We start from the raw sequence: 22,210 nt of genomic DNA, 5'->3' as shown, positions 1-22,210 counted from the left end.
AAACCGATGCGAAATGCATAAATTATGAATTAGACCCCTGTGACCCCGATCACGAATACTGGTCGCCATGACAACCAAAAATCTGGGTTCCAAGGAAGCCGATACCGCCGCGGCGAATGCGTTTAGCCGGTCCGGGACGGCCAGTCGTATGCAACTCCGTGTTTTGGCCGGAGGCAGCGTCGGACAATTCATCGAGTTCTACGACTTTGCGCTGTATGCGCTCTCGGCCGTCACGCTGTCCCACCTCTTCTTCCCCGGGGGCAGCGAAGCGGTGGGCCTGCTGGCGACTTTCGCCACCTTCGGCGTCGCCTTTATCGCGCGCCCGATCGGCGGCCTCTTTTTCGGCGCCCTCGGAGATCGAATCGGGCGGCGGAAGGTCCTCTACGTCACCCTGGTCCTCATCGGAGCGGCCACCGCCGCCATCGGGCTGCTGCCCGGGTTCGGCAGCATCGGTTGGTTCGCGCCGGCACTGCTGGTGCTGTGCCGCCTGGTCCAGGGTTTTTCCGCGGGCGGTGAATCCGTTGGCGCGCCGGCCTTCGTCTTCGAACACGCTCCGGTGCATCGTCGGGGATTTTGGCTGAACATCACGCTGGCGGCCACCGCGTTGCCCTCCGTATTCGCCGGTGTCCTGATCCTGCTGCTGAGCCAGGGCATGTCCGACGACTCCTTCACCGCGTGGGGCTGGCGCATCCCGTTCCTGCTGGCGCTCCCACTGTCCCTGGTGGGCGTATGGATCCGCTCCAAGACGGAGGAGAGCGAGGCGTTCAAACAGGTTGCAGCCAAGGTCGACCATAAGGAGTACAGCCCGGTCCGGGAGGCATTCCGCGAAAACCGCGTCCAGATGATCCAGGTAATCTTTGTCATGGGGCTGACCGCCATGGGCTTCTACTTCCTTTCCGGCTACTTCGTTCCCTACGTCCAGACCACGGGCGACCTGAGCCGCGAAGCATCGCTGATCGCCAATGGCGTCGCCATGCTCACCTATGCCTTGCTGCTGCCGGTCGGCGGCCTCATCGGCGACAAGGTGGGACGCAAACCGATGTTGATCGCCGGTTCCGCGGCACTTGCCCTGCTGGCGTTCCCCTGCTTCCTGCTGGTGACCAGCGGTTCGCTGCCACTGGCCATCATGGGGCAGTTGCTCTTCGTTGTCCCGCTCTGCATCTACGGTGGCGGTTGCTACACGTTCTTCGTCGAAATCTTCACCACGCGGACTCGTTTCACCTCGGCGGCCGTGAGCTACAACGTCGGGTACGCACTCTTTGGAGGCACCGCGCCGTTCATCGGCACCTGGCTTGTTGGAGCCACCGGCATCGCCTTTGCGCCGGCCTTCTGGGTCTGTGGTGCCGCCGTCGTCGTCTTCCTGCTGCTGACGCTGACCAGGGTCCCCGAGACCCGCGGCCGACTCGGCTAGGAGCCCGCCGTGACCACCGCGGCAGCCCTTCCGGTTGCCGCCGCCCGAACATCCCACTAGACCGAGGAAGCACCACGATGACCGCAGAAGCGTTCCTGCACGATTTCCACCATGTCGCCACGATTGGCGCCACCGACGACCACGGCGTTGATCGACAAGCAGCCACCGACGAAGACCGCCAAACCCGCGACTGGTTCAAGGAATTTGCAGCAGCCCGCGGCTGGGAGGTGCGCGTGGACCGCATTGGCAACATGTTCGCACTGCTGACCTTTCGGCCCGGGGCTCCGTACGTCCTGCTGGGCTCGCATTTGGACAGCCAGCCGTTGGGTGGTCGTTTCGATGGGGCGTACGGGGTGGTTGCCGCCCTGCACGCAGCGCAGCGGGTCGAACGGGAAATGGAAACGGCCCCGGAGACGCCGCCCTTCAACCTCGCAGTGGTCAACTGGTTCAACGAAGAGGGCGGGCGCTTCGCCCCCTCCATCATGGGCAGCTCTGTCTACGCCGGAATCATGGACGCCCAGGAAATGCTCGACGTGCGCGATCTCCAGGGCATCAGCGTGCGGGAGGCGCTGGCGTCCATCGGCTATCTGGGCGAGGACCGGGCGCCCGAGGTGGCCCGCTACGCCGAGATCCACATCGAACAGGGGCGCATCCTCGAGCGTGAGGGACTGGCCATCGGCGCCGTCGATGCGAGCTGGTACACGCAGAAACTGGACATCGAGGTTCTCGGCGAACAGTCACACACCGGTGCCACGGCCATGGCGGATCGCCACGACGCCCTCGTCGCCGCGTCGAAGGTCATCCTCATGGTCCACGACGTCACGGGCGACTTTGCCCCGGAAGCCCTGGTCTCGTCCGTGGGGCAGCTGACACTGGAACCCAATTCGCCCATCGTCGTCGCCCGACGGGTGCGTCTGGTCGCTGACCTGAGGTCGAACAGTCCCGAAATCGTCAAGGCAGCACGGTCGACCCTGCTTCGGCAGATCCAGGAGCTGGCCGCGGAGCACGATATCCGCATCAACGTGCGGGACTTCGACATCCGTGCCAACCAGTATTTTCCGGAGTCGGCGGTGGAACTGGTCGAGAAGACCGCCGCCAACCTGGGGCTGGGTGTGCGGCGCATCCAGACCATGGCCGGACACGACTCGGTGGCGATGAACCAGCTCGTTCCGTCGGTCATGATGTTCGTCCCCTCCGTGGACGGGGTCTCGCATTGTGAACGCGAATTCACCACGGACGCGGACATGGTGGCCGGTGTTGATGCCCTGGCCGCAGTTGCCATGGAACTGGTCGGCGGCGCGTTGGCGCCTGCGACAGATGACGCGCATGATGCCCGGGTCGGTGCGGCGGCCGGACAATGACGACCTTGCACTACCTGGGCGCCGCCGAGGCGCTGGCACTGTTCCGCTCGCGCGAGCTGTCGCCGGTCGAATTGATGGAAGCGGTCATCAACCGGACTGCAGCGGCAAACCCTTCCGTCAATGCGTTCACCGAGACCATGTTCGACGACGCACTCCTCGCCGCCCGCAGCGCCGAGGCACACTATGGGCGGAGACCGGAGCACCGCGATGCAGCGAGTCATTCCGGGTCGGCACTGCTCGGGCTCCCGGTGGCGGCGAAGGAAAAGCACGCCATCGCCGGGCGCACCTTGAGCCAGGGCCTTCTCGCCCAATCCGGCGTCCGTGCCACCGCCCACCACCCCGTGGTGGACCGCATCCTGGCTGCGGGTGGCATCATCCATGCCCGCACCACCTCACCGGAATTCAGCTGTGCGACCGTGACCCACAGCCCCATGTGGGGGGTGACCCGCAACCCGTGGAACCCTGACTATTCGCCCGGAGGCTCCTCCGGTGGTTCGGGCGCCGCCCTGGCCGCCGGCATGACCCCGCTGGCCACGGCCTCCGACATCGCCGGCTCGACGCGTCTGCCGGCGTCGTTCACCGGCACCGTGGGCTTCAAGGCCCCCTACGGCCGCATACCCGGCCTCGGTCCGCTCGCATCGGATTGGTACCGCGGGGACGGGCCGATGGCCCGATCGGTGGCGGACACGGCGCTACTGGCCAATGTGATGGCCGGACCACACGCGGCGGACCACAACACCGTAGCCACCGCCGCGCCCATTCCCACCGAGCCGGCAGCCGTCGACGGCCTGCGGATCGCCCTGTGCATCCGCCTGGGGGACTACCCGGTCGCTCCCGACGTCGAGGCCAATACCCGGGCCGTCGCCGCGGCACTGTCCGCCGCCGGCGCCGTGGTCGAGGAGATCGAGTTGCCCTGGAGTAGCCGGAGCATCGGCGAAACGATCTTCACGCATTTCGGGCACATTTTGGGTCCCGCCATGGAACAGGCCACCGCGGGCAGTGAGGAACTGCTCGCCACCTACACCCGCCAATTCATGGCCGATGCCCGGGCCGCCGCTGAGCGGCATACGCTCTTTGATGCCCTGGGCGAGGAGCATCGGATCCAGGCGGAGCTGGCGGCCGCCATGGTCGGCTTTGACGTTCTCTTGGCGCCGGCCTCGGCAATCCCCGCCCTGGAAGCGGACGGCGACTACCTCGAGGGCATCGACGTCGGCGGAACGCAGTTGGAGCACTACTGGCAGGCCCACATGACCGCGCCGTTCAATATCGCCAACCGTTGCCCGGTACTGTCCGTGCCCAGCGGCATGGCCGACGTCGGCATCCCCACCGGCGTGCAGATCGTCGGTCACCCGTACGACGACCACACGGTGTTCCGGGTCGGTGCCGCGATCGAGGAAGTCCGGCCCTGGGCGGGGAGGTTCCCGCCGATCTAGGGTGGGGACCCGCTGGTGTGGACGGAGACGGCCATGAACATGCCATTCGGGCTTCGGCTTCGCGGGCGGTGAGTGCGGTCCCGTCACGGCATCCCGCTTAGTCCAACAGGGCGTCCAAGCCGGGGGCGTCCGAGGCCGGCAGTAGCGAAGCGTAGCGGTCATGGATGGCTTGGCGTGCTCGGCGCCCGGCCTCCGCCGGCAGCCCGGCGGCAATGGCGTCGAAGATACCGCGGTCCAGGGCCGCAGATTCGGCCTCGGTTCGTTCGGTGGAGCCGGAGGACTTGAGCTGCTGGGTGATCAGTTCCAGGATCGCCCCGCCGACGGCGCGTCCGCACATGGCCAGCAGGGCGTTGCCGCTGGCCTCCCAGACGGTGAGGTGGAAATCCATGTCCGCACGGGCGAAGGCCTCTGCGTCCTTGCCAACCTCCGTCTCCATGCGCTCGATGCACGAGCGCATCTGCTCCAGTTGGCCTTCGGTGTGCAGCGCGGCCGCCAGTCGGCAGGCCGAGGAATCGAGCACCAGACGAAACTGCACCAGCTCTGTCATGGAGAGTGAGTCCAACCGCACCATGGTCGCGAAGGAGCGGATCATGGTGGCGGGGGAGGGCTCGAGTACCTTCGGGCCGCCCCGTCCGCCGGGCTTGGATTCAACCAACCCCATGGACTGCAGCACGCGCAGCGCCTCGCGGATCGTGGGCCGGGAGACGGAGAACTGGATCATGAGTTCGCGTTCGGAGGGTAGATGGTCGCCGGGGCTGATGCTGCCCGAGGTGATGGCGGTCTCGATCTGTTCCACGACCCGCTCGTAGGTGCGGACCGGAACGGCCGGGGTGAATTGCGTCGTCACGGTGCTGCCTCTCGGTGGTGCGGACGTGGGCGCTGGGCATGCGGCGCTGGCTCCAGCATACTCGGCACTACCCAAACTGGTCTTACCATCGAACTGGGTAGAAATATTCGTGCTTTCTGTTGTAACCTCCATCACAATGGAATGGTCGGCACTCCGGAAGGTGCGCGGGCGACCGAACAGTTCACGGATCAGGACGTCGTACTAGCAAAGGACCAGGACATGCCATTGCGCAGCCTAGGCAAGAAAACACTGACCCTATCGGCACTGGCCGTCACTGCGGGTCTGGCCCTGACCGGCTGCAATGCGGGCTCAGGCGCCGGCGATGCCGCGAGCGGTGGAGCGAAAACCGACATCGTCGTCGCACTCACCGGCGAGCCGGTGAACCTGGACTTCACCACGACGGCGGGCGCCGCGATCCCGCAGGCCTTGATGTCCAACGTCTACGAGGGCCTGGTCGAGGTGGACCAGGAGGGGAAGATCCAGCCGCTGCTCGCCAAGTCCTGGGAGCTGTCCCCGGATCGCAAGGACTACACCTTCACGCTGCAGGATGGCGTCAAGTTCTCCAATGGCGAGGCGTTCGACGCCGATGACGTCAAGTTCTCCATTGAGCGTGTGCAGTCGGACAAATGGGTCTCCGGCATGAAGTCCAAGATGGACATCGTGGACAAGGTCACCGTCAATTCGCCCACTGAGGTCACGGTCTCGCTGAAGCAGCCCTCCAATGCCTGGCTTTTCAACATGACCTCCCTCGTCGGCGCGATGTTCGACCCCTCTGGAGTGGACGACCTGGCGAACCAGGCGATCGGCACCGGCCCGTTCGAACTCGAATCCTGGACCAAGGGCGCCTCGATCGAACTCGCCGCCCGCGACGAATACTGGGGCACCGCTCCGAAGGTCAAGAACGCGACCCTGCGCTACTTCGGCGACGCCATCGCCACGACCAACGCCCTGCGCTCGGGTGACGTGGACGTCGTTTACAACATGCAGGCCCCCGAGTTGGTGGACTCCTTCCAGAGCGACCCCGCCTACCAGGTCATTGAGGGAACCTCCAACGGCGAGATCGTCCTCTCGATGAACAACAAGGCCAAGCCGTTCGACGACGTGCGCGTCCGCCAGGCCGTCATGTACGCGATCGACCGCCAAGCTGTCGTCGACACCGCCTGGAACGGACTGGGCACGGTCGTCGGCGGTCCCGTCCCGCCCACCGACCCCTACTATGAGGACCTGAACGGCGTATACCCGCACAACCCGGAGAAGGCCAAGGCCCTGCTCAAGGAAGCCGGGGTCCAGAACCTGGACATCACGTTCACGGTCCCGACCCGTCCCTACGCCGCGGCGATCTCCGAGATTGTGGTCTCGCAGCTGGCGGACGTCGGCATCAACGCCACGATAGAGACCGCCGAATTCCCGGCTGTCTGGCTGGACAAGGTGTTCACGAAGCACGACTACCAGATGTCCGTGGTGCTGGCCGTGGAGGCACGGGACGTGCTGACCATGTTCAACAACCCCGACTACTACCTCGGCTTCGACAACTCGAAGATCGCACCGCTCGCCGAAAAGGCGGACCAGGCGGATGAAGGCGGGTACGCGGACGGCATGAAGAAGGTCGTGCGCAGCATCGTCGACGACGCCGGGGCTGACACGCTGTTCATCTTCCCGAACGTCGTCGTCGCCAAGGCGGACGTCACCGGCATCCCGGCCAACCAGGTCACCGAGGCCCTGGACCTGACCGACATCGGCTGGAAGTAACCGCAAGGGAGGACCACCCGCATGATTCCCAGAATCCTCACGAACCTGCTGCGGTTCGTGGCCACCTTCATCGCCGCGACCGTCATGGTCTTCCTGCTCCTGCGGGCGGTCCCTGGCGACCCGGCCCGGATTGCGCTCGGCGAGCATGCGACGCCGGAACTGCTGGCCCAGAAGCAACATGAATTCGGGACCGACCGCCCGCTGGTCGTGCAGTACTTCGACTGGGTGTCCGGCCTTCCGTCCGGTGATTTCGGCACGTCATTCGTCACGCGCAGCGACATCAGCCCGCTGATCGCCGACCGGGTGCAGGTCTCGCTGATCCTGGTGGTGCTGGCGATGTTGCTGTCGCTGATCATCTCGATCCCGTTCGGGACGCTGGCGGCGGTCAAGCACCGTAAGGCCTCCGGGGCAATCGTCAGCGCGGTGAGCCAGCTGGGCATCGCGATCCCCGGCTTCCTGGCCGGCATCATGCTCGTCGTCGTCTTCGCCCTGGGGCTGGGCTGGTTCCCGGCCAATGGGTGGACGCCCCCGGGCCGGGACTTCGCCGACTTCTTGTCCCGGGTCACGCTGCCGGTCATTGCTCTGGCGTCTGTGCAGTCAGCGATCCTGACCCGTTACGTGCGCTCGGCCGTGCTGGAGGTCATGAGCGAGGACTACCTTCGCACCGCCCGCGCAAAGGGGCTGTCCCCGATGCAGGCCCTGGTCAGGCACGGGCTGCGCAATGCGGCGATTCCAGTCATCACCGTCACCTCGGTGCAGATGGCCGCCCTGATCATCGGAGCGGTGGTCATCGAGAAGGTCTTCGCGATCCCGGGGCTGGGCTCCATGCTCTTGGATTCGGTGGCCAACCGGGACATGCTCGCCGTCCAATCGATCGTCATGGTGCTGGTAGGCATCACGCTGATCATCAACCTGGCCGTCGACGTCCTGTACACCGTCGTCGACCCGCGCATCCGAAAATCGGCCTAAGGGGCACGTGATGACCACCTCGACAGCGCTCATTCCGGCAAAGGCACGACGCCGGTGGGGCATCAATATGATCATCGGCGCGGTCCTGGTGGGCTTGGTGCTGTTCGCCGCTATCCTGTCTATCTTCTGGACGCCCTACGACCCGGTGCAGGCCATGCCGGCGGACCGGCTCCAGGGCTCCGGCCCCGAGCACCTGATGGGCACTGACCAGTTCGGCCGCGACATATTTTCGGCGATCCTCGCCGGGGCCCGGATCACGCTACTCGTCGGCCTGGCGGCGGTGGCGATCGCCCTGCTGGTCGGCACCCCGCTGGGCATCATCGCCGGCATGAAGCGCGGTGCCGTCGAGGAGGTGACCATGCGCTTCGCCGATGTACTGCTCGCCTTTCCAGCACTGCTGGTCGCCATTGTGTTTTCCGCGGTCTTCGGGGCCAGCACGATGACGGCAATGGTCGCCATCGGCATCGGCTCCATCCCCGGGTTCGCCCGCGTAGCGCGTTCGGGCACGCTGCAGGTGATGAGCACCGAATACGTGCAGGCGGCACGTGCGTCCTCGCAGCCGGGGCCACGGATTGCCTCGCGCCATGTCATGCCGAACATCGTCGGGATGGTCGTGGTGCAGTGCTCGGTCACCTTCGGACTCGCCGTGCTCGCCGAGGCCGCACTGTCCTTCCTCGGGCTGGGAACGCCCCCGCCGATTCCGTCCTGGGGCCGCATGCTGCAGGCCTCGCAGCAATTCTGGGGCACCGAGCCGATGATGGCCGTCTGGCCCGGGGCAGCCATCGCTATCGCCGTGATGGGATTCAATATGCTCGGGGACGGCCTGCGGGACCGCTTCGATCCGAAACTGAACGGGGAACGACGATGAGCACGCCGCAGGAGATGCCCGGCACGACAGGTCGGCCTGCCGCCGCGCACGACGACGTCGCACCGGCTGGCACGCTGCTGAACGTTGAACACCTCAGCGTGGAGACCGGCGGGTTCACGCTGGTGGAGGACGTCAACTTCGCGATGGCCCAGGGCGAGCGCATCGGCCTGATCGGTGAATCCGGATCCGGGAAATCGCTGACCAGCACGGCGCTGATGGGCCTGCTGCCCGACGGTCTGTGTGCCACCGGGGCGATCACCCTGGCAGGCCACGAGGCGAACTTCGTGGACGCACCGGACACCACGATGCGCCGGATCCGCGGTCGCGACATGGCCATGGTCTTCCAGGAGCCGCTCACCGCGCTCAACCCGCTCATGCGCGCCGGGGCACAGGTCGCCGAGATCATGCTGCAGCACAAGACCGTCTCCTCGCGCCGCGAAGCCCACGCGAAGGCGATCGCGATGCTCGCCTCGGTGAAGCTGCCCGACCCCGCAGAGGCCGCCCGTGCCTACCCGCACCAGCTCTCCGGCGGGCAGCGCCAACGCGTCATGCTCGCCATGGCATTGGCCAACGACCCATCACTGCTTCTGTGCGACGAACCCACCACCGCACTGGATGTCACGGTCCAGCGCCAAGTCCTGGACCTGGTCTTGGAGTCGGTGATTCTGCGCGGCACCGGCCTGCTGTTCATCACCCACGATCTGGCTGTCGTGGCGAACATGTGCACCCGGGTGCTGGTCATGAACAAGGGCCGCATCGTCGAACAGGGAGCCACGGAGGACATCTTCTCCCGTCCCCGGCACCCCTATACGCGCGGTCTGCTCGCGGCCAGCGACCTGGAAGCCACCGATCGCGACGGGAAGCTGTTCACCGTCGCCTCCTCCGAGGCCTATATCCCGCCGACGGTAGAGGAAGCCCGTGTGCGCTCTGCCGCGGATGCCGCGGATGCCGCGGCGGCCGCCGTCCTGCCCGCACAACCGGCAAAGCCGACGGTCATCAGCGTCCGCAACCTGGACCGCACCTACACCCGCGGGCGCACGTCGCTGTTCGGCAAGCCGACCGCGGTGCACGCGCTCAAGTCGGTAGACTTCGAGGTCCGCGCGGGGGAACGCCTGGGCGTCGTGGGTGAATCCGGATCCGGGAAGACCACGCTGCTGCGCATCCTGGCCGGACTGGACCGCCCGACCTCTGGTTCCGCCGTCGTCGCCGGCAATGAGGTCGCCGGCGCCCGCGAGGCGGACCTGGTGCAGCTGCGCCAGGAACTGCAGATTGTCTTCCAGGACCCGATGGGCTCGCTGGATCCGCGGATGAAGGTGGCCGACATCGTCACCGAGCCGCTGCTGGTGCCCGGGCGCAACGAAACACCCGCCCAACTCCGGGCCATGGCCGCCGAGATGCTCGACGCCGTCGGGCTCGGCGCTGAGACCCTGGATCGCTATCCGCACCAGTTCTCCGGCGGCCAGCGCCAGCGCATCTCGATCGCCCGCGCGCTGATCTGCCGCCCGCGGATCCTGGTCGCCGATGAGCCGGTTTCCGCGCTGGATGTCTCCGTCCGCGCGCAGGTGCTGAACCTGCTGTCCGACCTGGTCGAGCAGTACCGGCTCACCCTGGTGTTCGTCTCCCACGACCTCGCGGTGGTCCGCCATCTTTGCGACCGCGTCGTGGTGATGCGCAGCGGAGAAATCGTCGAGGCGGGGGACACCGAGGCCATCTACACCAATCCGCAGCACCCCTACACCCGCAAGCTCGTCGCCAGTTCGATGAACCTGCGCGCCGAGGTACTGGCCCGCGAACTGGTCGACGACCAACCCGAATGACGGCGGCCGCCACCGCACCGATCGACCCGCAGAACGCACCAAGGAGCCCCCAAATGACGCAGCAAACGCTTGACCTTTCCGCAGCGGACCTCGCCGCCGGCTATCGCCGGGGGCTGGACCCGCGCGAGGTCGCCGAGACGGTGCTGGCCCGGGTCGCCGAGCGCGAGCCGGTGCTCAACGCGTTCTACCGCCACGACCCGGAGCAGGTGCGCCGCGACGCGGAGGCCTCCGCCACCCGCTGGGCCAAGGGCCGGCAGCTCTCGGCGTGCGATGGCGTGCCGGTCACTGTGAAGGAGAACATCCCCCGTACCGGCATCCCCGTTCCCTCCGGCACTGCCCTGCCCAACCCGCCCGTGGCCACGGAGAATGCCCCGATCACGGACCGGCTGCTGGAGGCCGGCATGGTCATCCTCGGCTCCACCACCATGCCCGACTGGGGAATGCTCTCCTCGGGGGTCTCGTCGCTGCACGGGATCAGCCGCAACGCCTGGGACCCCGCACTGACAACCGGCGGATCCAGCGCCGGCGCCGGCGCCGCGGCAGCTGCCGGGTACGGGCCACTGCACGTGGGCACCGACATCGGCGGTTCCATCAGGCTCCCGGGGACCTGGGCCGGGCTGGCCACGCTCAAGCCGAGCGCCGGACTCGTGCCGCTGCATGCTCCGTATCTGGGCCGGGCCGCTGGCCCGCTGGCCCGATCGGCCGCCGACGCCGCCCTGCTGATGGACGTCATCGCCCGACCCGATGCCCGGGACTACTCCACCCGCCCCTACCCGGCCATGGACTGGGCTGCGGGCCCGGCCGACCCCGCCGGGTTGCGCGTGGCGCTGCAACTCGATGCCGGATCCGGGGCCCCGGTGGAGCCGGAGACGGCCGCCGCCGTGCAGCGCGCCGGGGAGCTCTTCGCGGCCGCCGGGGCCACCGTTGTGGAACTGTCCCCGTTCATGACCGCCGAGCAGCTCGCCGGTATCGACGCCTTCTGGCGAACCCGCTCCTGGGCGGACTACAGCGCCCTGGACCCGTCAGCCCGGGAGAAGGTGCTGCCGTACGTCGCGCGCTGGTGCTCCGGTGGAAAGGACTATGACGGCGCCGCGACCATGCGCCACTACCACCGCTTTGCCGAGGTCCAGCAGGTCACCCGTGCCGCAACCGCGCCCTTCGACCTGGTGCTCTCCCCGGTCGCTCCGATGGCCGCGTTCCCCGCTGAGGACCCCATGCCCGTCAACGATCCGGACCTCCCCATGGCGCACATTTCCTTCACCTTGCCCTACAACATGTCAGGTCAGCCAGCTGCGACCGTGAACTGCGGCTTCACCTCCGACGGGCGCACCATTGGGCTGCAGCTGGCCGGTCGGGTCGGCGCGGACGACAGGGTGCTGGCGTCGGCGGCCTGGTACGAGACGGTGCGCGGCGACGCGGCTCCGGATTGGTCGCTGATCCCGTAGCGGCGCATGGTTATTGGGGCTGCTGCGCGGTTTGCCGGCAGGTCATGGCACAGTGCCCCGGTGTCGTCGTCAACTGTCCCGGGCGCTGGCCCGATGCGCGGGCCGCCAGCCCGGCCGGGGCCCGGGCGACGTCATGGCGCGGCTTTTCCAGAACCCGGATCTCCGTGGATGGCGGTGGTTGCAACCGACACCGCAGGGTCGGCCGGTCAAGGCCGGGAGGTGCGGGGGCCGATGTCCGCGAAACCGCGCTGCCCACGGACCGGAAGGCGGTGTTGCCCGCGTTCCCGCTGGAGGATTCCCGGATTCTGCGCAAACGTCAGGCCGGTGGGGTGAAGCGCCCGTCGATCGCCGTCCATCCGCCGTCCACGGTCAGCGTGGTGCCGGTGACGAAGCTGGCGGCGTCCGAACACAGGTAGACGACGGCGCCAGCCAGTTCCCCGGGTCGGGACCAGCGGCCCAGCGCGCTCTTGGACGCGTAGGCGTCGTACCACTCCGGGTCAGCGGTGATCTGCGCCGTCAGTGGGGTTTCCACCACACCGGGCGCGATGGCGTTCACCCGCACGCCCTGGGGCCCGAATTCGGCGGCGGCGGTCTTCAACAGCTGCAGCAGTCCGGCCTTGGTGGCGGCATAGACGCTTTGGCCCGGTTCCACCACCGATGCCCGGATGGATGTGAAACCCGTGATCGAGCCACCGCCGCGCGCGGCCATGGTGGGGGCGAACGCCCGGATAAGCGCGAAGGAGGCCCGGAGGTTCAGGTTCACCACCCGGTCGAACTCCTCCATCGAATAGTCGGCTATGCGCTTGCGCACGTTGGTCGCGGCCGTGAACACCAGCGAATCGAGGTCCGGGTGCGCGTCCGCGGCGGCTGCCACCGAGTCGGCGTCGGTGACGTCGAGTTCGCGGCTGTCGGCGCCGCCGCCGGCCAGAGCCGCGGTCTCGGCGGCAGCGTCGAGATTTCGGTCGGCGCAGATGACGTGCGCGCCGTGCGCGGCCAGTGCGAGGGCTGATTCGCGGCCAATGCCGCTTCCGGCGCCGATGATCATGACGGTTCGCCCGTCCAATCGGAAGAGCCTGCCGTAGTCGGTTCCTGTGCCCATGGGTGGTCCCTTCGAAAATGCCGGATGGTACGGATAGTTGGTGGAGTACAAATCAGGCGGGGCGGATCATGGCCATGCGGGAGACCGTGAATTCCTCGATGGCCCAGCGCGGTCCCTCGCGGCCGATGCCCGAATCCTTGACCCCGCCGTACGGCATGATGTCCGAGCGGAATCCAGGGATCTCGTTGACGACGACGCCGCCGACCTCCAGTTGGTTCACCGCGGCGAACGCATTGGCTAGTGAGCGCGTGTAGACCGCGGCCTGCAAACCGTAGCGCGAGTCGTTGACCAGATCGATGGCCTGCTCCATGGTGGCGACGGTGTCCAGGCACACGACGGGACCGAAGACCTCCTCGCACCACAGCGGGGAATCATGCGCGACGCCGGCGAGCACTGTTGGATGGACCAGCGAGGCGTTCGTGTGGCGCGGGGACTCCGACACCGCACCGGCTGCCGGGACATGGCCGCCCGCCGCGGCTGCGGCGTGGTCGGGCCCAGGGACGCCGCCGGCGACGATGCGCGCCCCGCCGGCCACGGCGTCGTCCACCCAGGCGGTAATACGCTCCGCGGAAGCCGCGTTGATGACCGGCGCCACGCGCGTCTGGGCATCCCGTGGGTCCCCGACGAGGACCTCGGGCAGGCGGTCTGCGAGTTTGGCCGTGAAGTCCGCGGCGATGTCCTGGACGAGCACCACCCGCTGCACCGAGATGCAGGCCTGGCCGTTGGCGTAGAACCCGCCGCGTATGACGGCGTCCACGGCCGCGTCGAGGTCGGCATCGGCGTCGACAATGAGGCCGGTGTTCGACCCCAGTTCGAGCACCACCTTGCGCGGCGCGGCGGAGCGGGCAATCCGGTGCCCGACGGCGGCCGACCCGGTGAAGGAGACGACGGCCGCGCGCGGGTCCTCGACCAGCGTTTCCCCGACGTCGACGCCTCCGTTGACCAGTTGCACGGTGGCGCGGGGCAGCCCGTGCGCCTCCAGGACGTCGCGAATCAGCTCGACCATCCACAGGGTGGCCAATGGCGTGTCGGGGGAGGGCTTGATGATGATTGGGCAGCCCGCCGCCAGGGCCGGGGCGATCTTGTGGCTGGCCAGCAGAACGGGGTAATTGAAGCCGGCGATGCCGACGACGACGCCGGCCGGGCGGCGGGTGTAGTAACCCAGCATGCCGGCGCCCAACGGCTGCAGGTCCAGTGGCACGGTCTCGCCGGTCATGCGCGACACCTCCTCGGCAGCTGCCTGCCAGGTGGTCAGCGTTCGGGCCATTTCCACGCCGCAGTCGATGGCGGGCTTGCCGGTTTCCAGCACCAGAAGCCGTTTCAGCTCGTCGGCGCGGCCGGCCAGGGCATCGTGGATGCCGGCGAGCAGCGACCTGCGGGTGCCGGTGGCGGCCGCGGCGATGTCCCGTGCCGCGGTGCTGGCCTCGTCCAGGGCCAGGGCCGCGCTGGTGGAATCGCCGACCGGAGCGTGGCCGATGACTGAACCGTCGTAGGGGAAGAGAACCTCCGTCTGCGCAGGGGCGGGGATGCCCGCGTTGCCAATCGGCAGGGTTGCGGCCAGTCCGGTGGGGAAGGGGGAATGCACGCCCATGGGCTGGTCCTGTTCCGGGCTCTGACGGCGGCCCTCTGTTGATTGAGTGGTCTTACCAGTAATATAAGCAGACTACTAGCTATGCTGAGGTGGAGGCAATGACAATGACATCCGGGAACGCTTATGCGTCGGAACAGCGCAAGTACTCACTGGCCGTCGTGCCGGGGGACGGGATCGGCCCCGAGGTCACCGGCTGCGCGTTGGAAGTGCTCGACGCTGCGGAGTCGCTCTTCGGATTTTCGACCGATCGCGAGCTGATCCCCGCCGGGGCGCGGCACTACCTGGCCACTGGCGAGCTCTTCGATGGGGCCATGCGCGAGCGGCTCCAGGGCAAGGACGCCATTCTCTTCGGGTCCATGGGCGACCCGTCCGTGGCCCCCGGGATCCTTGAACGCGGATTCATCCTCGCGATGCGCCAGGGCTTCGAGCAAGCGGTCAACCTGCGCCCCGTGCGCCTCTACCCCGGGGTCGCGACGCCGATTGCCGACCTGGAACCCGAACGCTGCGACATGGTCATCGTGCGCGAAAACACCGAGGGCGCGTACGTCGGCCGCGGGTCCACTGTGCACGCCGGGACGCCGAACGCCGTGGCCGTCCAGGAGTCCGTGAATACGCGCGCCGGTGTCGAGCGCGTCGTAGATTACGCCTTCCGGCTGGCCTCGGCGCGTCGCGGCAAGCTCACGCTGTGCCATAAGACGAACATCCTGGTCGAGGCCGGAAAGCTGTGGCAGGACACCGTGAACGACGTCGCCGCACGCTATCCGGAGGTGGAGACCGACTACGTCCACGTGGACGCGATGTGCTTCCACCTTCCCCTGACCCCGGAGCGCTTCGACGTCGTCGTCACCGACAACCTCTTCGGGGACATCATCACTGACCTGGGCGCCGTGATCCAGGGCGGGCTCGGCGTGGCCGCGAGCGCGAACCTGAACCTGGACGGGAACGCGCCGAGCATGTTCGAAGCGATCCACGGCTCGGCTCCGGACATCGCGGGCCAGGGCCTGGCCAATCCTGCAGGGGCCGTGCTGTCGCTGGCCATGTGCCTGGCCTACCTCGGCGAGGCGGATGCCGCGCGCGCGGTGGAAACCGCCGTCGTGCATGTCCTGGGAACCATGGACGGGCCCGGCCGGCAGGGGATGGGTGGATCCACCCAAGACGTTGGCCGGCGCATGGCCGGGGCACTGGAGGAGGCGGCGGCGGGATCGATGCCGCTGCTCGCGGGTTGCTCGGTCATGGACGGCATGGCGCTAGCCGCGAAGCGCTGACGGGCAGGGCCGGTACCGTCCCCTCGCGGAAGGCACCGGCCTTTGTCCTTGCGGCTACTCGCCCTTTTCGTCGTCCTACCGTGCCGTCTCCTGCACCGCTGCATCGGCAATGTCCAGCGCCTGGTCCAGAACCGCGAGGCCCTCGCGCAGGAGATCGTCGGGGATGTTCAGGGCCGGGACCACGTGGATGCGGTTGAAGTTGGCGAACGGCAGGACGCCACCGGCCTTCAGGGCCGCGACCAGTTCGTTCATGTCCGGCGAGGAGCCACCGTACGGTGCCAGCGGTTCACGGGTCCCGCGGTCCTTGACCAGCTCGATCGCCCAGAAGCAGCCCGTGCCGCGGACCTCGCCGATGCAGGGGTGCCGTTCGGCCATCGCCCGCAGGGCCGGGCCGATGATGTGCTCACCGAGCCGCGCGGCGTTCTCCACCATGGCCTCCTCCCGCATGGCGTTGATCGTGGCCACGGCTGCGGCGCAGGCCAGCGGGTGCCCGGAGTAGGTGAGCCCTCCGGGATAGGCGCGGTTGCGGAAGGTATCGAAGACCGCATCGGACATGAGCACGCCGCCCAGCGGGACGTAGCCGGAGTTCACGCCCTTGGCGAAGACCATCAGGTCCGGCTCCACGTTCCAGTGGTTCACGGCGAACCATTCGCCGCTGCGCCCGAACCCGGCCATGACCTCGTCGGCGATGTACATGATCCCGTATTTGCGGGCCAGTTCCCGCGCCCCGTGCAGGTAGCCGGGCGGCGGCAGGTAGATGCCCGCCGTGCCCGGGATCGACTCGAGGATCAATGCCGCGATGTTCCCCGCGCCCTCCAGCATGATCATGTCCTCGAGGTGGCGCAGCGCCCGCTCGGTCTCCTCGGCTTCCGTCGTGGAGCCGAAGTAGGACCGGTAGGTGTAGGCGGGCATGAAATGCACGACGCCGGCGCCTCCGTCATCGTTGGGGAACCTGCGCGGGTCCCCGGTGACATTCACCGCCAGGTCCGTGCCGCCGTGGTAGCTGCGGTAGGCGGCGAGGACCTTGCGCCGGCCGGTGTGCAGGCGGGCCATGCGGATGGCATGCTCCACGGCATCGGCACCGCCGTTGGTGAAGAACACGTGGTTCAGGTCCCCGGGTGCCAGCTCGCTGATGAGCCGGGCGGCCTCGGAGCGGGCGTCGTTCACGTGGGACGGGGCGATGGTGCACAGCTTGCCGGCCTGCTCCTGGATCGCGGAGACGACGGCGGGATGCTGGTGGCCGATGTTGGTGTTCACCAGCTGGGAGGACAAGTCGATCAAACGGTTGCCCTCCCCGTCCCAGACCTCGGAGCCGGAGGCCTTGGTGATCGTCATCGGGGTGAGCTGGTCCTGGGCGGACCAGGAATGGAAGACATGGGCGCGGTCGAGTTCGTGGGCCCGGCGTCCCGCAGCCAGTTCCGCTTCGGTTGGCCCCGTCGTCGTGCTGTTCAATGCCTGGGTGCTCATGGTGGGTCCCTTTCGTCAGGAGTTCTGGGGGAAGCCGAGGTTGATGCCGCCATGGCTGGGATCCAGCCAGCGCGTGGTGACGACCTTGCCGCGGGTGAAGAAGTGCACGCCCTCGTCGCCGTACGCGTGGGTGTCGCCGAACAGCGAGTTCTTCCAGCCGCCGAAGGAGTAGTAGGCCATCGGAACCGGGATGGGTACGTTGATCCCGACCATGCCGACCTGGACCTCGTTCTCGAAGCGCCGTGCGGCACCGCCGTCATTGGTGAAGATCGCGGTGCCATTGCCAAAGGGGCTGTTGTTGATCAGCTCGACGCCCTCGTCGTAGCCGGGTACCCGCAGCACGGACAGGACCGGGCCGAAGATCTCGTCGGTGTAGATGGACATGTCGGTGCCGACATGGTCGAACAGGCTCGGGTTCAGGAAGAAGCCGTCGCCTTCGGCATCCGGGGTGCAGGTGCGTCCATCGAGCACCAGCGTGGCGCCGTCGGCTTCGCCGGCGTCGATGTAGCCGGCGACCTTGTCGCGGTGTGCCGCGGTGATCAGCGGCCCCATGTCGGTTCCGCGGGTGCCATCGCCGATGCGCAGGCCGCGGGTGCGCTCGGCAATCTTGGCCACGAGTGCGTCGGCGATGGATTCGACGGCCACGATCGCGGAGATGGCCATGCAGCGTTCGCCCGCGGCGCCGTATCCGGCGTTGACGGCAGCGTCTGCGGCCAGGTCCAGATCGGCGTCGGGCAACACCAGCATGTGGTTTTTCGCCCCGCCGAGCGCCTGGACCCGTTTGCCCGTGGCGGAGGCGCGTTCGTAGACGTACTGGGCGATCGGTGTGGATCCCACGAAGGACACCGAGGACACGTCCTGCGAATCGAGCAGCGCGTCAACGGCCACCTTGTCACCGTGCAGGACGGTGAAGACGCCGTCGGGCAGGCCGGCTTCCTTCCAGAGTTCGGCCATCCAGTTCGCCGCGGTGGGGTCCTTTTCGCTGGGCTTGAGGATGACCGTGTTGCCGGAGGCGACGGCCATCGGGAAGAACCACATGGGCACCATGGCCGGGAAGTTGAACGGGGAGATGATCGCGGCGACACCGAGCGGCTGGCGGATGGAGTGGACATCGACCTTCGTGGAGGCGTTTTCCGTGTGGCCGCCCTTGAGCAGGTGGGGGATGCCGCAGGCGAATTCGACGACTTCCTGGCCGCGCGCGATCTCACCCAGGGCGTCATCGAGGACCTTTCCGTGTTCGGCGGTGATGATCGCCGCCAGCTCCCCCTTGCGCTGGTTCAGCAGTTCGCGGAAGTTGAAGAGGATCTGCACGCGGCGGGTCAGTGAGGTGTCGCGCCAGGCGGGGAAGGCGGCCCGGGCGCTGGCGATGGCCGCGATGGCCGTTTCCTGATCGGCCAGGGCCAGGCGCGAGGTGACCTTGCCGGTGGCCGGGTTGGTGACATCGGCGAAGCGTCCGCCTGGGTCGGGATCGACCGTGGAGCCGTTGATCCAGTGGGAGACAGTCTGCATGGGGTGGGCCTTTCGACGCTTCGGTGGCCGCGGGGACGCGCGGCGTTACCACCTATCGTGCTCGCTGGCGGACACCTTGTGAACAGACAACTCGTCAAGGGTTTTCCGATTGGCGATACAGTGTGTCAATGACCAACTCGTCCACAGCCGGTCCCGCTGACGAAGCCGTCGGCACGGTGCCTTCCGAACACCCGATGGCGTCCGGTGTTCCCGCCACCGGATTGAGAGTGGCCGACGTGCTGGCGATGGACGTGCTCCAAAGGGGCGATCCCGAGGTCCTGGCCGGCGCCGATGCACTACCCCGCCCCGTCCGGTGGGTGCACATTGCCGAGGATGCGGAAACGAGTGCACTGTTGGACGGCGGGGAACTCGTCCTGACGACGGGCATGAGCTTCCGCCACTCGGTTCCGGCGGCCCGGGACTTCTTGAAGCGATTCTTCACTGCAGGCGCTGCCGCGGTGGTGGTGGAGATCGTCGGCGGAGGTGGAGTCGACGCGCAGCGTTCTGCCGCCACCATCCGGGAAGCCGCACGGGGTTCCACAGGCGCCGTCGTCCTCCTGCATTCCCGGGTCCGCTACGTGCAGGTGACGGAGCAGGTGCACCGCATGCTGATGGACCAGCAGCTCTCGCGATTGCAGCGGGCCCGCCACGTCCACGAGGTCTACACGTCGCTGAGCCTGCGCCACGCCACGGAGCAGGACATCGTGGATCAGACGGCGGAGCTGCTCGACGTGCCCGTGGTGTTTGAGGACGGCGGACATCGCGTGCTTTCGTTCAATGCGGCCGGGAGGGGATCGGTCGAGGTGCTGGAGGGGTGGCAGGAGCAGTCCCGACTGATCCCCTTCAGCGGCGCGACGACCGCCGATGCCCCACGTCCCGGCGCCGCGGCGGCCGGTCGTGACGGCGACGCGGGGGAGGTGGCCGATGGTGCAGGGGGTTCATGGCTCCAGACCCCCGTCGGCGTCACCGGTCAGCGGTGGGGTCGGCTGGTGGTCCCCGCCAGGCGTGCGGATGAAGCGGATGCCGTCCAGGTCCTGGAACGTGCCGGCCAGGCGTTGACGATGGCCCGCATGGCCGGCCGGGATCGTGCCGAATTGCTGCACCAGGCCCGATCCGGGCTGCTGCACGAACTCCGCCAATCGCCGGCGCCGGGGGAGAAGGAAGCGCTGGCCCGTGCCGCCGCCCTGGGGCTGGCCGAAGGCGCGGTCTATGTCCCCGTGGTCGTCCGGTTGGACAGGGGCCCGGCCGAATCGCCGACGGGTCTCCAACTGCGCGAGCGCGAATTGCTCGGTTGGGTGGAGGGCGCGGCGGCCTCGGCGCGTCTTCCGGTGTTGGCGGCGAGTATCCATGCGGGCGCCGTGGGCTTGTTGCTGTCCGTGCCCGCCCGTGAACTCGAATCGCCGGGGTTGGAACGGATCTTCGGCACCGCCATGCCGGAGTTGGCCCGGGCCTCTGTCGGAGTTGGTGCGTCGAGCGGCTCGCTGGTGAATGCGGCCGGACGCTTGGATGAGGCCCACCAGGTGGCCGAAATCGCGGCGACCCTCGAGATCCGGGAGCGCCGCTATTACCGCTTCGCCGACGTACGGCTTCGCGGTTTGCTCTCGGTGCTCGCCGAGGACCCCCGCGTACGCCTGTTTGCCCGCGCGGAACTCTCCGGCCTGCTCGAGGCCGGGGACGACGCCTCACTTGGACTCCTCGAGGCGTTCCTGAGCCATGGAGGCAACAAATCAGAGTTGGCGCGCTCGGGCTACATGAGCAGGCAGGCGCTCTACCCGCGGCTGGCCCGCCTCGAGCAGAAACTCGGCGTATCGCTCGACGACCCGGAATCCCGCACCGCGTTGCACGTTGCGATCCTGTGGCTGCAGCAGTCCAAGACGGGCCGCCGTTTGCCTCGGCGCTGAACGTGGCGCCAACCCCACGGAATAGGGTCCGGAACCCGTGCAGCGGACGACCTGGGGAGTTTGCGTCGGCCTTTGATGCCGCGGTGCCGGAACTTTCCGCGCTGAATGCCGGGCCGACCCCGGCTCGAGCTGACGCAGGTGTATCGGCCTCAAGGCGGCGCCACGACCGATTGCTTCGATGGCGCTAGCCAATGTCCAAGCTGAAACCCCAGGACGTCATGGGTAATACCGCGGCCATGTTGTTTTGGGTGGGACTGGTCTACATCGCGCGTGGACGATCCTGGCCGCAGCCGCGGTGGGCAGCCCCCACCAACGGCTGATGCCCGGCCGCCGGCGCAATATTGTCATGACGGGGATCGTACAGCGGGACCACTCCGAAGATCGTCCGGACGGAAGACGGGTGCCGCCACTTCCGCGGGGAAGAATGGTCGCCATGACACATTCCGCCGACATCCACCGTCCGGAAGCCCCCGGAGACACCGATCTGCCAGGGCTGGCCTACCACCGTCTGACGCGCGTGTGGCCCGCCTACCGCTGGTGGAAGCCGCTGGTGGTCGGCGCACTGGGCGCGGGTTTCTACGCCGCGTTCTTCCTCATAAGTATGGTCATCCTGCTCATTGCCGGGATGATCATCCCAGATCTCGGACGCGCGGTCGATGGCTTCTTCGGCGGCCCGGACACGCTGGACCTGAACGACCCCTTCACGTTGGTCGTCACGTTGTCGTCCATCATCCTGATGTGGCCCGCCCTCTGGTTGGCGACGCTGGTGCTGGGGGCGAAACCCCTGGGGCTGCTGTCGTCGATTACCGGCCGCATCCGGTGGACGTGGCTGCTGCGTTGCCTGGGCGTGGCCTTTCTAGTCACGCTGATCGCCCAGGGGATTTCCCTGGCCCTTCCCGGTGCCGGCGCCGGCGACCCTGCTGCGCGGTTCGACGGCACGGGCACCTTGGTGGTGCTGGCCGTGGCGCTGGTGCTCGTGCCGATCCAGGCTACGGCCGAGGAATATGTCTTCCGTGGGTACCTGATGCAGACCTTGGGCGGTTGGCTACGGCATCCTGCCTTCGCCATCCTGGTGCCCGTGCCGCTGTTCGTGCTCGGCCACGACTACGAACTGCTGGGCATGATCGACGTCGCGCTCTTTGCCGTCGCGGCCGGCTGGCTGACCTGGCGCACCGGCGGACTCGAGGCCGCGATTGCCCTCCACATCGCCAACAACACGGGCATCTTCGTACTCGTCGCCTTCGGTGCCGTGGACGCCAACGCCGAAGACGTGGGGTTCGTGGACCTGCTCATTTCCATGGCGATGCTGGCAGCGTCCATCCTCGTCATTACCCGCCTGGCGCGGAACCGGAAAATCCAACGGACCACCTGGTTGAGGTCTGGCTTGGCGTCCACGCGCTAGCATCGCGGCAGCGGTATACCCGACCGCCGAATGCAGGACGGCGGCGCAAATCCCGCGCCGCCGTCGTGGACCAGTA

The 22,210-nt window shown here is 67.6% G+C and carries 17 protein-coding genes; 12 read left to right on the top strand and 5 right to left on the bottom strand.

The window, feature by feature from the left end; translation table 11 throughout:
- Window positions 1-67 precede the first annotated feature (67 nt).
- The 3 genes from AC1MEQ_RS04995 to AC1MEQ_RS04985 all read left to right on the top strand — a co-directional run bounded on the left by AC1MEQ_RS04995 (window position 68) and on the right by AC1MEQ_RS04985 (window position 4,205).
- Complete coding sequence (locus AC1MEQ_RS04995; RefSeq protein ID WP_479794503.1) at window positions 68-1,411, top strand: MFS transporter; 1,344 nt, start codon at window positions 68-70, stop codon at window positions 1,409-1,411.
- Window positions 1,412-1,488: 77 nt separating this feature from the next.
- Window positions 1,489-2,772 carry a M20 family metallo-hydrolase gene (locus AC1MEQ_RS04990; protein ID WP_479794501.1) on the top strand — a complete coding sequence of 428 codons (1,284 nt, stop codon included), beginning with the start codon at window positions 1,489-1,491 and terminating at the stop codon, window positions 2,770-2,772.
- Window positions 2,769-4,205: an amidase gene (locus AC1MEQ_RS04985; RefSeq protein ID WP_479794499.1), complete on the top strand. Its 1,437-nt coding sequence runs from the start codon at window positions 2,769-2,771 to the stop codon at window positions 4,203-4,205. Before AC1MEQ_RS04990 ends, AC1MEQ_RS04985 begins: the two co-directional genes overlap by 4 nt.
- Before the next feature lie 97 nt (window positions 4,206-4,302).
- Here the strand turns inward: AC1MEQ_RS04985 and AC1MEQ_RS04980 are convergent, their stop codons facing one another.
- Window positions 4,303-5,052 (bottom strand): FadR/GntR family transcriptional regulator, encoded by a 750-nt coding sequence (locus AC1MEQ_RS04980; protein WP_479794497.1) that lies wholly within the window; start codon window positions 5,050-5,052, stop codon window positions 4,303-4,305.
- A 219-nt stretch (window positions 5,053-5,271) separates the two neighbouring features.
- Here AC1MEQ_RS04980 and AC1MEQ_RS04975 point away from each other — a divergent pair, with 219 nt between their 5' ends.
- The 5 genes from AC1MEQ_RS04975 to AC1MEQ_RS04955 are packed head-to-tail and all read left to right on the top strand — an operon-like array spanning window position 5,272 to window position 11,900.
- Window positions 5,272-6,801: an ABC transporter substrate-binding protein gene (locus tag AC1MEQ_RS04975; protein ID WP_479794495.1), complete on the top strand. Its 1,530-nt coding sequence runs from the start codon at window positions 5,272-5,274 to the stop codon at window positions 6,799-6,801.
- A gap of 21 nt (window positions 6,802-6,822) precedes the next feature.
- Window positions 6,823-7,770, top strand: coding sequence for an ABC transporter permease (locus tag AC1MEQ_RS04970; RefSeq protein ID WP_479794493.1), 948 nt, complete (start codon window positions 6,823-6,825; stop codon window positions 7,768-7,770).
- A gap of 10 nt (window positions 7,771-7,780) precedes the next feature.
- Window positions 7,781-8,638, top strand: a complete 858-nt coding sequence (locus AC1MEQ_RS04965) for an ABC transporter permease (RefSeq protein ID WP_479794491.1) — start codon at window positions 7,781-7,783, stop codon at window positions 8,636-8,638.
- 14 nt (window positions 8,639-8,652) lie between these two features.
- Window positions 8,653-10,455 (top strand): dipeptide ABC transporter ATP-binding protein, encoded by a 1,803-nt coding sequence (locus AC1MEQ_RS04960; protein ID WP_479796062.1) that lies wholly within the window; start codon window positions 8,653-8,655, stop codon window positions 10,453-10,455.
- 53 nt (window positions 10,456-10,508) lie between these two features.
- Window positions 10,509-11,900, top strand: a complete 1,392-nt coding sequence (locus tag AC1MEQ_RS04955; protein WP_479794489.1) for an amidase — start codon at window positions 10,509-10,511, stop codon at window positions 11,898-11,900.
- 316 nt (window positions 11,901-12,216) lie between these two features.
- Here the strand turns inward: AC1MEQ_RS04955 and AC1MEQ_RS04950 are convergent, their stop codons facing one another.
- A complete protein-coding gene (locus tag AC1MEQ_RS04950; protein ID WP_479794487.1) occupies window positions 12,217-12,999 on the bottom strand; it encodes an SDR family NAD(P)-dependent oxidoreductase in 783 nt (260 codons plus the stop codon).
- Between the two features lie 52 nt (window positions 13,000-13,051).
- Entirely contained in the window at window positions 13,052-14,590 is a 1,539-nt protein-coding gene (locus tag AC1MEQ_RS04945; RefSeq protein ID WP_479794486.1) for an aldehyde dehydrogenase family protein, read from the bottom strand.
- 98 nt (window positions 14,591-14,688) lie between these two features.
- On the opposite strand from AC1MEQ_RS04945, the gene AC1MEQ_RS04940 reads away from it, so the two are divergent.
- Complete coding sequence (locus AC1MEQ_RS04940) at window positions 14,689-15,855, top strand: 3-isopropylmalate dehydrogenase (protein WP_479794484.1); 1,167 nt, start codon at window positions 14,689-14,691, stop codon at window positions 15,853-15,855.
- Window positions 15,856-15,930: 75 nt separating this feature from the next.
- On the opposite strand, the gene AC1MEQ_RS04935 is transcribed toward AC1MEQ_RS04940, so the two are convergent.
- Both AC1MEQ_RS04935 and AC1MEQ_RS04930 read right to left on the bottom strand, forming a co-directional pair.
- On the bottom strand, window positions 15,931-17,322 hold the full coding sequence (locus AC1MEQ_RS04935) for an aminotransferase class III-fold pyridoxal phosphate-dependent enzyme (RefSeq protein ID WP_479794482.1): 1,392 nt from the start codon (window positions 17,320-17,322) through the stop codon (window positions 15,931-15,933).
- Between the two features lie 15 nt (window positions 17,323-17,337).
- Window positions 17,338-18,831, bottom strand: a complete 1,494-nt coding sequence (locus tag AC1MEQ_RS04930) for a CoA-acylating methylmalonate-semialdehyde dehydrogenase (protein ID WP_479794480.1) — start codon at window positions 18,829-18,831, stop codon at window positions 17,338-17,340.
- A gap of 128 nt (window positions 18,832-18,959) precedes the next feature.
- On the opposite strand from AC1MEQ_RS04930, the gene AC1MEQ_RS04925 reads away from it, so the two are divergent.
- The 3 genes from AC1MEQ_RS04925 to AC1MEQ_RS04915 all read left to right on the top strand — a co-directional run bounded on the left by AC1MEQ_RS04925 (window position 18,960) and on the right by AC1MEQ_RS04915 (window position 22,134).
- Window positions 18,960-20,732: a PucR family transcriptional regulator gene (locus AC1MEQ_RS04925; RefSeq protein WP_479794478.1), complete on the top strand. Its 1,773-nt coding sequence runs from the start codon at window positions 18,960-18,962 to the stop codon at window positions 20,730-20,732.
- A gap of 191 nt (window positions 20,733-20,923) precedes the next feature.
- Window positions 20,924-21,052 (top strand): hypothetical protein, encoded by a 129-nt coding sequence (locus AC1MEQ_RS04920; RefSeq protein WP_479794477.1) that lies wholly within the window; start codon window positions 20,924-20,926, stop codon window positions 21,050-21,052.
- 113 nt (window positions 21,053-21,165) lie between these two features.
- Entirely contained in the window at window positions 21,166-22,134 is a 969-nt protein-coding gene (locus tag AC1MEQ_RS04915) for a CPBP family intramembrane glutamic endopeptidase (protein ID WP_479794475.1), read from the top strand.
- Window positions 22,135-22,210 lie beyond the last annotated feature (76 nt).

The sequence above is a fragment of the Arthrobacter sp. ASL1 genome (assembly GCF_056680475.1).
This window is presented reverse-complemented; position numbering and strand designations above follow the sequence as displayed.